Below are 13,842 nucleotides of genomic sequence, written 5' to 3'. Positions count from 1 at the left end.
TTATTCACCTCTCTGTCTCCTTTGTTCGTTATTTACAACAAGAATCAATGGTGTCTAGCAATATCTCAACATAGCGTCTATAGTCGAACCACTTTTTATCGATATGAATTTCTGTATCATCATCAATCATTCGTAACGCTTCACGCGGATTTAAGATATCATATCTTGGCTCATAAATTTCAGTGAAGGGGGGTCGTCCATTTACATCCATAGGAATGATGGGTTTTGCCCCAAGCAAGTATGCCTCGTATAATGCTAAGGTTAAACTTCCGCCGATCGTTACTGAAATGGCAGCCTTTGCCTTTGACAGAAGTCGGTAATACTCTTGCTGGGGTAACTTCCCAACTTCAATGCCCAAATCCCTCCACAAGCTCACAGGGTAATGGATCTGCGGCTCAACAGGAGAGGTAATCACGGTTCGATACCCCTTATCCTTGAGTTCCATTGCCATTCTAACCGATAGGTACGGTTGATAGAACTCATTCAATCGTCCGGGAAATACAACCAATTTCTCTCGGTCTTTCGTTGGTTTGGTCTCGTCAATAATTGCATTGATCTTCTCATGATCATATGGAAAGCCGGCTGCAATAACTTTAACGGAACTGTTAGGACCCGTTGACCTTTCTCCCCATTCCAACATCGACGGATTGGTATACAGAATCGCCTTACAAGATGGATGTTGAAAAATCCATAATGTCTCCGGATCAACGACATTGGTAAAAGGATTCCATACGTCATGCTCCATAATAATGAGATGCTTTGGCGTAGGCTTAGCCTGACGAATCAAGTCGAATAATGTATATCTTGTAATCAAGACCACATCATCTGGATTTTCAGGCAAATCTGGACTGAATCTAAAATCAACATTCGCTTCTTGAAGTCCTTTTCTTAATCCGGATAAATAGTTAGGATACCAGGCTGTTTTGTCTGTCGGATCAACTAGTATATGAATCAAGGTCCTATCTTCCCTTCGTAGTCCAAAATGCAAAGCCCTGATTAACTCATATCTTAATTATAATTCAAGGGAAGTGTCAAACGGTTAAAATGTCTAGAAAAGCCGAGATTGGAACCAACCTTGCTTTCTTTAACGACAAGGATGAAAAACTAGGCCAGGTTGCAATATGACGGAGAGATTAGCCCTTGAAGTGTTGCGTGATGGAGATTTGGTTAGTTATTTCTGAAGCAAAATAAATTGAACGCAAAAAAAGAGGGGGCACGCCCCTCTTAACATAGCTGGAATTGTTAGAGCAACCATTGCTCGCAATTATCAACCATCTCCTGCAATTCATTCATAAAAATACCGGCATGGTATCCGTCGCAAACCGCATGATGAACCTGCAAAGAAACGGGCAGCAAAATTTCGCCGGCTTGTTCAAAATATTTGCCGCACGTCGTAATCGGCAGCAAATACCGCCCATCCGTATAAATATTCAGATTGAACCCGGTAAAGCTAACCCAGGGAATACATGAAACATTGATCGTATTCGGCGGCTCATTTCCTTTTGCAGATAAGCCCTTTACTTCGCCATACGTGTTCATATCATCCAAATAGTTTTGATGAAACAGTCCGAAGTCATTGGAAAAATCGGTCCACATGGTAGAAAACGTTTTGTCATCTTTATGAAAAAAGGTAAAGCTGGGCTGCATGTTTTTCCAATACCCCAATTCCCCATCTTTATTGAAACAAACCCGAAATTCGCGGTGCGCATTCACCGTTCTTGTAACCATATAAAGAAACGCAGGACAAAGCTTGATGCCTTTTGCCCGAAGGGTTGGGATTAGTTTGGTAACGTTCAAGTTGGCCGTTATGCTGAATGTACATCTGGTCACATTCATAAAATGTTCGAAGTACGCCCGTCTTTCCCATTTGTTCATATCGATTACAGTGAAGTTCAATTGGATAACCTCCTAAAATAGTAAAGTGCGTATTTTAGGAGGTTAACTCGCTTGCTCGTTTCATACTACCATTCCCTTCCCCGTTTTAGGGCTATTTCCATGCCCATGACATAAGTATATAGCTATACTCGATGGATGGAAATGGGCTAATTTTGCACGTTCGCCAGTAAGCTTGATTAATTCGCTTACATCTTGAACACGATTAATGGACATTCACCCACCTGTTTCCATTATCATAATCATTGTAGATATTTCGGTTGAAATAATTTAGATTCCGTCTTCAATATGCAAAATTGCCATGTATTTTCTCATTCGGTATAAGCGAATAAAAGCAATTATCGAAAGAGTTAGCACATTTATGAAACTCCATGCTTCCTGAGCAGTTGACTGATCCATGATTGTGAAATTCCTAAGATTTCAGCAAGTTCCTTTTGCGAAGCTTTCGGGTTTTCCTTCATCGCTTGATGCAGGCGATCCAAGGTTTCTTTCCTTCTTGCCGTCATTCTTTTCTTTTTCGCAAGAGCTTTTTGTGCCGCATCTGCCCGTTCACGTTCCACTCGTTCAAGGAAAACTTGAAGCGCCGGAAGGCTTTGAATGCATGGCATACAAATATAGAACTTTTTGAAATATATGATTTGCTGCTGGCCTAAACAGAACAAACATTCTTTGGCGCGGTATTTATAAACCATAATCGCCTTTCTCTCGTCATCATAGAAATACTCTGTCCTGACATTAGGATCTAAATTCAAAACACGCCTAACCTCCGTAGGGATTACAATTCTCCCGAAATCATCTACCACTCTAACAACCCCGGTCACTCTACCCTCTTGCATCAACACACCTCAAAATGAACAGTATTGATTTGAGCTGATATTCAAAAAGTGGCTCAGCTTATACACCCCATCTTCCTAGTTTGGACGATTAAAATGTACTTATCTAACTGTTGGCTCAGTTGGACCATATGTTCGCTCGTTAAGCTTTTGCCTTGCTGTACTGCTTCTTCCATTTGGCTCAGGATGTTTTCCATAACGTTTTGCAATGCTTCGTCACTGAAATGGCTAATATCGTATTGGGCATGATCCTCCTTTCTAGATGCCAATACACCCATGGAAAAATTCCCCTTTCAGATTAGGCTGTAATAGCATTAGCATATCAGCTATTCCTTTTATTCACGATTTGTTTACATTTGTGGAATAAAAAAACAGGTGCCAACTAGCACCTGTTTTTCATAACATATTTATGTTCAGTATCATTTTTACAAGCCGGGTTCAACCTCGCTATATTGGATAATATGACCCGGTTTTTGAGTTACATCTGGTGGAAAATTGCTCAAAGTTATAACAAAAACTAAAGACAAGACTGCCAATAGCACTTTCTTTTTCATAACACTCGCCTCCGAATAAGATTAATTCAAAGACCTTATTTGCGACTATATACCTCCTTCATGAGAAGGAGATGTTTTAATTTTATTGTATTTCTACTTTTTATGCAATAATTAACAATTTTGTTCATACATTCTTCTCTTTCCTTAAATGCATTCACTCTCCCATATGAATCCATACTTTTCAGGATACTTTGGATTCCCTCGTCAATGAATCCAAGGGTAAATTGATACTCCCCTTTCTGCAAGTAGTATTTCCCAATCGCTTTGCATATTTGAGGACCGTTCGTATCTACTGGCAAGAAGTCTTTTTCTCTTTCTATTAGTTTCTCACATGCATTCAAATCGCCCATCTCAAAGTAAATTTCAAAAAGTTCGTCCGCTATATGAATCTTATAGCTCCTACTCAGTTCTTCCAAGTATTTTTGAAGCAAAGGTAAGGCTACTTCGTACTCCTTTTTTCTCGCTTTTGTTATGGCACGTGTAATTTTCGCTGATTCTGAGACAAATTCATAATTAAATTTTTCGAAAATATCTAGATTTCTTTCCACTTCTTCATAGTTTTTTAATATTAAATATGAGTTAATCATTGCAAGATACACTCTTGCTTTTAATTCGGTATCTTTATTCTCCATAACAATTCCGGTCTGGCACAACTGGATACAGTCATCGTATTTTTTTACTGCAAAAGCCAGTAATCCCATTCTCATATATAAAGTGATTTGTTCCTCAAAAGATAAAAAGTTGGTGTAATGTAAAATTTCCTGACCATCTTGATAAGATTGTTCCAATCGCATTAAATCGAGTCGTTCTATTAAGTGCTTTTGTAGCAATCCTTTGGCTAAATATTGCATTACTCCATGCTCTCTGGAATATTTAACAATTGCTTTATAAAGTATCACTTTCAAAGCAGAATCGCTTATCTTGCCAGTAAAATCATATAAACGCTGTAAGTTATCCTCCGTCTCACCTTGAGGGGATTGTAGTATCTTCAAAGCAACCATTGGCACTAAAGAAGAGCGCTCCTCTATATTAACTATTTCACTAAGTATCTCAAACAAAACATCTATTCGTTCCTCGTCTTGAATGTAGTACTCCATAATTTCTTTATAATGAGTGGGAAATACTGTGGCGATGGCTTTTACAGTTCTAAATCCAGGATGTTTCGTCTCCCCACGATCAATTCGATACAGCACACTTCTGCTGACACCTGTTAGTTCTTAAGCTCTGAATATGTCAAGTTTTTCTCTTTTCTAAGTTGGAAGATGATATCTGAGATGGTTTTATTCTGGAACTTAGCATGAATATCCATCGTAATACATACCTTCCTTTTTATTCAATATTATACGATGGTTAATTATAACAAAGTATGTTTCATCTTACAATTAACCGTTTATCATGATATCCCCTAATTCTTGCTTGAGATAAAAGAAACTGAACAAAGTTTATTGAAAAAATCGGAACTAAAAAAGAAATTGAACAATTGAAAGAACGTGGCATTCAAGATGATGTTATCGGAAGGCAATATTGATATTGTTGCTTCTTTGATTAAACACAAGGGGAAACAGTTGGGCTTTTGCGGGAGAGAAAGGATTAACGATCAGCAATTAAGGAATTTAATCGAGGGATCAATTTTAACGCTTATTGAAATAATTTAAAAGGTAACTTTCGCTATTGATAAGAGACAAATGGGATAAATCCCAAAAAAACCAAGGATATATCCCAAATAAATTATAAATTTATATATTTTTACTCATTAAAATATATTTGTTTCTTATGTTAAATTATGTATGTACGGTTCGTCATCAAATTTTATTCATTAAGAACCGCATTTTCATCTGCTCCCAACCTAGTGAACGACTATATCGATCTCAGTTGTGATATTTTGTTCTGTGCCATCAGAGAAATTCGCTCTGAGCCCTATGGTATATTTTCCTTTCCCTAGAGTCAAAGAAGTTTTATTGTAATCATCTTCATTTTTGAGATTATTTTTCTGAAAATAATATTCACGAACAAAGTTATTAGGCAAGGACACCATATATTCGTTATTTGTCTTCAATTGATCGGTTGTTGAACTTAGTTCCGAATATTGTTCAAGTATATAACCGGACTCATCTTTTAGGGAAAAGGTTAACAAAGGGGCTCCATGGCTGATTTTTACTTCATTTCCTCTAAAGCTTAGACTTCCCCAGACATTAATTGCATCTCCCTCGCTATAGGTTTCTTTAGCCGAATGAATTGAAAGGACATACTGGTCTTTTTGTTTTATAGAGCTTAATAAAGCCAACTTCTCTCTTGGGTCTGAATAATTTACGGAAATACTTTTGGACTTCTCGTCGTATCGAATCCCTGCATTCATATTTTCCGCAATAAAACGAATAGGAAGATATGCGTGCCCATTATAGTTGAAAACAGCGTAGTCTTGCGGAAGCTTTTTTTCTACTCCATTAAATGTTAGCTTTGCAGGGAATAAAGTTGCCTGAATCGTGTCAGAGGAATAAGCAATCGTACATGTTGATAGAACTACCCCCACAGTTAAACCGGAGATTAACTTTTTCATTTTTTCAGCACCATCCTAAATGATTTTTTACTACTTGTACATTTTACCATATTTTATTATACGACCATAGATATTTACATTATTCCTCTTTTTCTTTTCAAAATATGGATTCAATGAGTATTTATATATAAATTTTAATACTTTCTTGAATCAAAAAAAATTTTAGGAGGCAATTGAATGAAAAAAATCAAAGGAATCTGCATGGCAATGTCACTCTCCATTACTCTATTTCTTCCTTCAGTCATCCAGGCTCAAGGAAATGAGATAGAGGACATTTCGCAAGAAAAGAGGTTTCGGGCCGAACTAGGGTTGAATACCGATGATAATTTCATCAAAGATGTTAACAAAAGTGCTGCATTTGTTGAAAGGAAGAAGCTTTTTGGAATAGCTTTGAACGACGAGGAATTTAAAGATTTGAATAATCGGAACCAAGTCATCGAGGATGCAAAGAAACTCAGGGATGGAATAATTCAAAAGAGTTTAAAGGACGTTTTTGGAGGAATGTATTTTTCACATAATTCTAGCGGAGGAGTTTTAAAAGTTGGAATAACCCAAAACGCAAGTAAAAATGAAATCAAACAGACTATTCAAAGTAACTTTCCACATAAAAATGTGGAATTTTATGATACACAATTCTCTTATGCTCAATTAGAAGAAAAGAAAAATGAAATGGACAAGTATTTTGCAAAGGACCCAACTAAAATCAACTATTTAGAACTGTCCGTTCAAGAAAATAAATTAGTAATTAGCATTAAAGATAACGACCCAGCGCTAATTGCTGATGTAAACGAGAAGTTTGGCAAAGACTTTGTACAATTCAAAGTAGATAATTCATGGAGCCCCGTTGACCGAGCGATTATTGGCGGATCTGGCATTAGAAGTAATACGAAAAGCTGCACATCAGCTTTTAGCGCAAGAGGAAGATATGATTCCAATTATTATATCGTCACAGCGGGGCACTGCGGTACACTGGGGGAGACATGGTACTATAATGGCTCAGCCATTGGCCCTGTAACAAAATATAATAATGTCAATAACTCAGATTCTATGGCAATTCAAACTTCAAGTGATAATACAACGTCTAGATACATCGGTTCGTTATCTGTAAGACCATTTACAGAGGTTCAACAGGCATATAGTGACATGGTTGGGGACTATGTTTGCAGTTTTGGAGATACATCGAAAAGTATTCGATGCGGTACTTTAAAAAACAAAACTATGTCAACCGGAATATTTGGACCTTGGATGACTAATTTACGATCCGCGTCTTTCCTTTCCCAGCAAGGAGATAGTGGAGGTCCTGTATTTAAAGAAAGTGGATATAACTCTGCCTTAGCTGGAGTCCTGAAAGCTTCTGGCGCTAACGAATCTATATACTCTCAAGCTTCACTGGTAGAAAATGATTTAGGAATAAATGCTATAGTAGGTAATTAAAATTTTTTTCAATACCACTACACGCATCGCATATGAGATGTGTGTAGTGGTTAGTGTGTTATTAACGCGTATTCTAAAAAAAACAAACTATATGACTGGATATTGAACGTTTTCCACAACTCATTCGCCAGCCAATATATAGAGCAGAAGAATTTAGAATCTTAACCAACTAGGCAAGCCTCGATATACGTCGGGGCTTGCTTGATTTCTCAATTGGAGCGATGACTTTGACAAAAACTCCGATTTTCTGGAAGATAATATTCGTTATTCTTCTATGTATTCTTGTAGTAGGTTCGATTGGGTTATTTGTTGGCTTGAATTTTTTACTAATCATAGGTTTATCAAAAATCCCCTTGCTGGGAATTCAAATTAAAACAAATAGTGTTGGATTTCTTTTTTCAATTGCCATAGTTATTTTTAGTCCATTTAATTTGGTTATTGGCTTTATCCTTGAAGTAATTAAAGAAAGTGTATTTAAAGGGCGCGAGGTTTACAAAAATATATTCGATATGGTAACAACGTATCTCGTAACTTATTTATTCATCTATATTCTGGATTATTATTTAACGGATATTTCAATTTCGCATTTGGGAATTGCAACCCTGACCCTCTGTTATACGGTGATTTTTGAAATATACGAATATTATGAGCCTTTAATAAATAGATGGAGTAAGAAAAATCAAGATCAGTAGGCAATATTCAACAGAAGAAAAAATGTGCTTTAGGTAGTGTTACACAGAAAATACACATAGTATGGATACATCAACGTCACTTTAAATATAATAAAAAAGTGTGCGCGGCGAATAAAGACAATTTATCCATGAGTAAAACAAACATTGCATATTATGGATTACATTAAATGACCTGGAACATTTCCCATAAATGCCGATACATGCACCGTATGCGGGAAGCAATCTCGTTACCGCGGCATCTGTTATAATTACTTAATCCCGCATAGAATCAATGTTCTTGCAGTCAGTTATCTTAGTATTTTTTTTCTTTACTAGACTTTTTCACGGATTTTTGCGGCAGTTTTACGGCAGGTATCATTTTAATCTCAATGCACTTGAGAAAAACATATTCGTTGTATGCGGGAACACAGGCTATTTGGTTCCCATCTGCCGCGGCAGGCTAAAGCCTTGATTTATAAGGGTTTTCTGCATTTCAGCATGGTCCTGTTTGGATGCCATTTGCTCTATAGTGATAGCTTTCGTCCCCAATTAGAACGTTGTTATTTCTTTGTTTGAGCTGTATTATTAACAGCATGTCCACTTATAGATATCTCCGATCTTCATGCGTCTTCAAGTGTTTATACATCTATCATTTTAAGATGCTAAATTGTCAGCCGTTGTCACTATATTCGTGATCACGCTCAAACCTTAAAACATAAAACACTTCATTTTCACGGAAACCAAAGCAACGATATTTTTGACTAGTTCTAAACTTATAGATATCCTTCCCCTTGTATGGCGAATTTCTAAAAGGGCGGTGAAAAACGAGTAGCCTGCGGTCGATAGAAGTTTCCACTCGCTCTTGTAGCCGGATTTTTTTCATTTTAAACCACTAAAGCGGGGAAAATCCGTCTACAAAGGCGACCGCTGACGCTGTTCAACTTTCTATCGACTCTTCGGCCACTTTTTCACCACGCTTCTAAACCAATCATTATGTTTGGAAGAAGGAGAGTATGGCTTGTACTGTAGTCCGTCACTTTTTCCTATGTCATCCCACGATAGTTCAACAAAAAATTCAAATGAAGACAGGAATGCTTTGATTTCTTCTTGTTGCAATTCATTGAATCCAAATTCACTCTCTAGCAAATCAAAAGAAAGCTTGGTTCCATTATATCTATAGCGACAAAAAATGGCAGGGTCTGTTATTAGTTTGTTTTCACATAACAAGTTCGAGAGTGTCACAGGATTAATTATATTTATCAAAGTAATAAGGAAGCCATTTTTGAATATATCCAATGTTTCTTTTTGAAAATTCTTATGTTCAAAAGATACGATGACTCTGTCTCGTTCACAAGCTTCAGCTAAAGCATGTCCATAGGGCGTAATATCAAAATCGCAAGTATAGCTATCGCTAGAACTATGCCTCTGGGATTCCGTCCAAAATGGTTGTTCATTTCATGACCTATGCAGCTCGTGGTAAATATAGGTAAATTTCTGGTTTAGGCGTAACCCAAAGAAACATTAGATAATGCTCCGGCCAAAATAATTCAATAAGCCTTGAAAATTGCCGCACCTTTGTGTCACAATCAATGGAGATCCGTGGACAACCTTTGCGGCTGTTTACGCGAATCTGACAACGAGTGTGGAAGAGGCCGCGAACCATTTCGCCGTGAGTGCAGCCTTCATCACTCGTTTTTTCTTTGTTCAGCTCAAACAGGGCAACCGCTAACAAGGTCTCAGCGGCGAACAGCAGCTCGAAGTGGGCATGATGATGCGCTTCGGATTCTGAATGGCACTTTTCAAAAGCCAGTTCCTGCTTGGCTGTACGAAAGAATACTTCGATCCGCCATCGCTTGACGTATGTACGCAATGCTTCTTCCGGGACATCATGCCGATTGCTGATGAGCAGGTACGCCCCTTTATAGGTGGCAGGTCCGTCTTCCCCCTCTGTTTCGGCGGAATTCGTTTCGGGATGTTCATCTTCTTTTAACCGCATGGCGGCAACAGCCGCGACCGGAACAAATCGCTGCCTGGTGACCTGCTCCCCTTTTTTATTAACCGTGGTGTAAGGGCGCTTCATGTAAATATCCGGAATGGAGATGGAACACAAGCCGGATGATGCCTGGCGCGTTAAATTCCTGAACACTTCACGGATGAGCATGACCGGAGTCAGCGGAACAAAGCGTTCCCGGCGGGTCCCGGGTTCGATGACTTTACGGAATAAAGCCGTATTGCGCTTAGCCTTGGTGACCCAATCAAAGTTGTTCGCCTCCAGAAAGGCGAAGAAATTTTTGCACAGGTACCATCGGTCCATTGCAACCCATAAGCGGCAGGAGACGGATTCACGCAGCATCAGCAGCATCTGCCTGGCAAGATCCAATTTTGTAAGGCCCCCGCCCTTAACTGCCGGCTTGTGCCATACGGATACTCTAATCCGCTTTTCAGCACGGCTTGAAGAACCACGAGGTTCGCCGCCCATACATAGATTTTGAGGGAATGGTCATAGAGCCGGCTGAGAAACGGAAGCTGACTGGCATAGGGATGGGCGCTGTGGGTATCATCAAGGTTGATTACGTCTCCATCCGTCAGCCGGGTCAAAGGATCCTGCTGCAGTCGCTCTATGCGCTTTTTTCCAAACGTCGTCCATGCAAAGCTGTTAGTGAAAAACCGGCTCAATGTATATTGAGCAGGTTTCCAGGGCTGAAACATTGCTTTGAGCAGCGCATCCCTATTGACCAGCTCCGCCATTTGGACGACAGAAGGACAGTTGGAAACAAGACCGATGACATAGAGAAAGCAAATGAGCCACGACGGAGTTCCACTCCGTTTCATGATGCCGGATTGAGTGAGCAGCAGAGAAAAGTCAAAACGTTCCCACAAACTTTTTAGAATGGGCGCTCCCGCACATTCACTATGATGGAGCTCTATAAATCTCGGTTTTTGCAACGCTGACATTGGTAAACCACCTTTAATCTGGAAGATATACCCTGTAAAAAAGGTATCCTTCGCGATTATGGTGGTGATTCTGAAAAGTCAAGTGGTTTTTGCGATATTTTTCGAAATTTTTTGGACAATTTTTGTCCGGTGATGTATTACCAGTTAATTACTTGAACTGCATAGGTCCTGCTAGATAGATTAAATATGCCCGAGGTAAATTCATATTCGTTTGTCCAATTTCCTACATTTTTGGGTGGTTTAAAATTTGATAAATTCATTTTTCCTACCTCCAAAATATCATCCGTATCGTCCGTTAAACGGCGGAAAACTTGTTATGGATAGAATATATTCAATCAATTCGTTTGCCTTTGGAGTCAACAAAATTAAATTATTGGCCTTTCCGACATACAAGGGTGGTTGAAATGCACTTAATGCAATAGCATAATGACTCAATATTGATGATTCACTTGTATTATTTGCCAAGTCCTCAAGTATTTCCTTCTTATTAGTGGTGAGCCCGTATGTACCTGGCTTAAGGGTCTCACAATTCCTCTGTAAAGTGGCATTAAGAATTGTGGTTCGAGACTTTCTTCAACTGTTCTTTTAAAAGATTCTGGCGAGGCACTATCAAATGTCAGCCTTTTAAACCATGCATAAACCCCATTTTTATTCGGTAACACTTCAATACCAGTTTCAATATCCCTTGCGTCAATAATCTTTATTGTATGCATGTGTACCTCTTGATATAAATATCAAATTATTTTTAGGATCTAACCTTTTTCTATTAATTCATGGAAACCGCCCGATAACACTATGTAAATCCACCTAATAATTAATTATACTTTATTAATCTTATTTTATCATTTAGTATTACAAATGGGGGAGTTGACAACAATGCCAGTAGAACGAACAAATATAGAGTTTCCATTATGGCGAAAGAAAGTTGATTCAACAATCTTTAATCATAAGGGCACAATTATCCCTAACTGGGCATGCTCAATGTGGATGATTGCTGATCAATTTATTAATTGCAAGAAAAAATCAACTAAGGATTCACAAGTTATGATTGTCTTTGAAAACCACCAATACCAAGGTAACGTAACAATCTCAGGTGAGAATATAAGGAGAACTCCTATCTATAGATTGTGGTTTTCAGATGACCTGCTTGATCGGTTAAGAGACGTTTTTTTAATGAGTTACATGAGGGATATAGAAGCTAATTTGAGAAAAGTTAAAGCATCTATAATTGAAGAAGAAATTCCATTTTGGGAATTCCTTGATATAGAGTATGACTATGTTAATCGACGGTTCTATTTCACTGCACATTATACGCAAAAACCAATTTTTCCAGAGTTATTTAAACGAATGGTTGACTCACCCGTTCTGAGAAGCATTGATGATGAATTACATTGTAAACCAGATATTAGGATCCATAAACAGCATTGGAAACCACGCGCTGAATTCGAAACCGAACTAGGGGCTCAAAACGTTATCTATACACTCATTGACACCAACAATAAATTACTTTATGTTGGAGAAGCAAAGGATCTGGTAAAACGCTTTAAACAAGGACATTCTCGGATACCAGAGTGGGATTTCTATCGATATAATGTATTGCCAACAGAACTTGCGGAACATAGAGTTCTTCTTGAACGAATGGTAATCAGAGATTATGCCTCCCTCTTTACCAACACAAAAAACTTGGAAACTAAAAATGTGTCTCAATTTACTCTTGTAAATGAAAAGATTGATAAGTAAAAACTTCGGCGCAAAGAAAAAATAGAGTAAACCCGATTTAAAGGTTTCCTCTATTTTTTCAGCTAATTATTAAATGACTTGACCATATTTATAATTGGAGTAATATCGACAGCAAAGTTAAACGGTCCCCATGAAATTCTAATAGCATTTTCCGCAAGAGCCCCCATGGCCTGCAAAACATGACTTGGTTTATATTCAGATGAGGTGCACGCGGACCCATTAGAAAGTGATATATGCTCCTTAATACTTAGCATTAATGCTTCTGAATCGATCCCGGGAAAGCTAATATTAATACAATTAGGTAAACAATAATCTTTGTCCCCATTTATAATAAAATCAATTTCACTAAGTTGATTCAAAATATTATGCTTTATATCAAGTTCCACTATACTCCAGTTTTGATAATTTTTCAAACTCAACTCAGCGGCCTTACCGAATCCGGCAATTAATGCAGCCGGTAACGTTCCCGGTCTCAGTCCTTTTTCTTGTTTCCCTCCATACATCAATGGAGTTATCGGAGGACGCTTATAATTTTTATTTTTTAGTACTAATGCCCCGATTCCTTGAGGACCATAAATTTTATGTGCCGTAATACTCAAAAGATCATACTTAATTTCACGAAGCTCATCCACGAGTTTGCCAAAGGTCTGAGATGCATCAACATGAAAGAATATATCTCGCCCTGAGATTGCATCTCCAATTTCTTTGACAGGCTGAATAATTCCTGTTTCATTGTTAGCATGCATAATAGTTACTAGCAACGTTTCATCAGTAATTCGGTCTAAAACATCATCGACAGAAATCCTTCCTGACGCGCCAACAGGAACCAAATCAATTTTAAATCCTTTTTTAGATAATTGCTCAAGAGGCTCCAAAATAGAACTGTGCTCAATTTCACTGGAAATGATGTGCCGTTTATTTTGTTTATTTGCAAAATCCGCCAATCCGAGAATAGACAAATTATTACTCTCAGTCGCACCGCTAGTAAATATTATTTCGTTCGCATTTATACCTAGAACCGTTGCAATAGTTTTTCGTGCATTATCTACAAGTTGTTTTGCCTGATGCCCATGCTGATGGGTTCTGCTGGCAGGATTTCCAAAGTTATTCTTATACGTCTCTAACATTACTTCTAATACTTCTTCATGAATTGGACTTGTTGCATTAAAATCAAGATAAATTGGCATATACTGATCTCTTCTTTC

General features: G+C 38.0%; 13 protein-coding genes. 3 read left to right on the top strand and 10 right to left on the bottom strand.

Features of this window, described 5'->3' with window-relative positions; all coding sequences use genetic code 11:
* Nucleotides 1–28: 28 nt before the first annotated feature.
* The 7 genes from PEH01S_RS06440 to PEH01S_RS06415 form a co-directional block, all read right to left on the bottom strand.
* Nucleotides 29–955: a hypothetical protein gene (locus PEH01S_RS06440; RefSeq protein WP_127484315.1), complete on the bottom strand. Its 927-nt coding sequence runs from the start codon at nucleotides 953–955 to the stop codon at nucleotides 29–31.
* Between the two features lie 287 nt (nucleotides 956–1,242).
* A complete protein-coding gene (gene catA, locus PEH01S_RS06435; protein ID WP_127484314.1) occupies nucleotides 1,243–1,896 on the bottom strand; it encodes a type A chloramphenicol O-acetyltransferase in 654 nt (217 codons plus the stop codon).
* A 356-nt stretch (nucleotides 1,897–2,252) separates the two neighbouring features.
* Nucleotides 2,253–2,645 carry a helix-turn-helix domain-containing protein gene (locus PEH01S_RS06430; RefSeq protein WP_307720075.1) on the bottom strand — a complete coding sequence of 131 codons (393 nt, stop codon included), beginning with the start codon at nucleotides 2,643–2,645 and terminating at the stop codon, nucleotides 2,253–2,255.
* Between the two features lie 137 nt (nucleotides 2,646–2,782).
* Entirely contained in the window at nucleotides 2,783–3,004 is a 222-nt protein-coding gene (locus PEH01S_RS06425) for a Spo0E family sporulation regulatory protein-aspartic acid phosphatase (RefSeq protein WP_127484312.1), read from the bottom strand.
* Between the two features lie 147 nt (nucleotides 3,005–3,151).
* Nucleotides 3,152–3,280, bottom strand: coding sequence for a hypothetical protein (locus PEH01S_RS35780; RefSeq protein ID WP_281281425.1), 129 nt, complete (start codon nucleotides 3,278–3,280; stop codon nucleotides 3,152–3,154).
* Between the two features lie 35 nt (nucleotides 3,281–3,315).
* Entirely contained in the window at nucleotides 3,316–4,473 is a 1,158-nt protein-coding gene (locus PEH01S_RS06420) for a tetratricopeptide repeat protein (RefSeq protein ID WP_246062807.1), read from the bottom strand.
* A gap of 653 nt (nucleotides 4,474–5,126) precedes the next feature.
* Nucleotides 5,127–5,837 carry a copper amine oxidase N-terminal domain-containing protein gene (locus PEH01S_RS06415; protein ID WP_127484311.1) on the bottom strand — a complete coding sequence of 237 codons (711 nt, stop codon included), beginning with the start codon at nucleotides 5,835–5,837 and terminating at the stop codon, nucleotides 5,127–5,129.
* A 177-nt stretch (nucleotides 5,838–6,014) separates the two neighbouring features.
* Between PEH01S_RS06415 and PEH01S_RS06410 the strand changes: the two genes are divergently transcribed.
* Nucleotides 6,015–7,271 (top strand): S1 family peptidase, encoded by a 1,257-nt coding sequence (locus PEH01S_RS06410; protein ID WP_127484310.1) that lies wholly within the window; start codon nucleotides 6,015–6,017, stop codon nucleotides 7,269–7,271.
* Nucleotides 7,272–7,498: 227 nt separating this feature from the next.
* A complete protein-coding gene (locus PEH01S_RS06405; protein WP_127484309.1) occupies nucleotides 7,499–7,963 on the top strand; it encodes a hypothetical protein in 465 nt (154 codons plus the stop codon).
* 1,441 nt (nucleotides 7,964–9,404) lie between these two features.
* Here PEH01S_RS06405 and PEH01S_RS06400 read toward each other — a convergent pair.
* Both PEH01S_RS06400 and PEH01S_RS06395 read right to left on the bottom strand, forming a co-directional pair.
* Nucleotides 9,405–10,304 (bottom strand): transposase, encoded by a 900-nt coding sequence (locus PEH01S_RS06400; RefSeq protein ID WP_127484308.1) that lies wholly within the window; start codon nucleotides 10,302–10,304, stop codon nucleotides 9,405–9,407.
* Entirely contained in the window at nucleotides 10,295–10,897 is a 603-nt protein-coding gene (locus PEH01S_RS06395; RefSeq protein ID WP_127484307.1) for a hypothetical protein, read from the bottom strand. The genes PEH01S_RS06400 and PEH01S_RS06395 overlap by 10 nt, the downstream gene beginning before the upstream one ends.
* An 876-nt stretch (nucleotides 10,898–11,773) precedes the next feature.
* Here PEH01S_RS06395 and PEH01S_RS06390 point away from each other — a divergent pair.
* Nucleotides 11,774–12,637 (top strand): GIY-YIG nuclease family protein, encoded by an 864-nt coding sequence (locus PEH01S_RS06390; RefSeq protein ID WP_127484306.1) that lies wholly within the window; start codon nucleotides 11,774–11,776, stop codon nucleotides 12,635–12,637.
* Nucleotides 12,638–12,699: 62 nt separating this feature from the next.
* Here PEH01S_RS06390 and PEH01S_RS06385 read toward each other — a convergent pair whose 3' ends face one another.
* A complete protein-coding gene (locus tag PEH01S_RS06385) occupies nucleotides 12,700–13,824 on the bottom strand; it encodes a cysteine desulfurase family protein (RefSeq protein WP_127484305.1) in 1,125 nt (374 codons plus the stop codon).
* Between the last annotated feature and the right edge of the window lie 18 nt (nucleotides 13,825–13,842).

The sequence above is a fragment of the Paenibacillus ehimensis NBRC 15659 genome (assembly GCF_004000785.1).
Classification (GTDB): Bacteria; Bacillota; Bacilli; order Paenibacillales; family NBRC-103111; genus Paenibacillus_G; species Paenibacillus_G ehimensis.
This window is presented reverse-complemented; position numbering and strand designations above follow the sequence as displayed.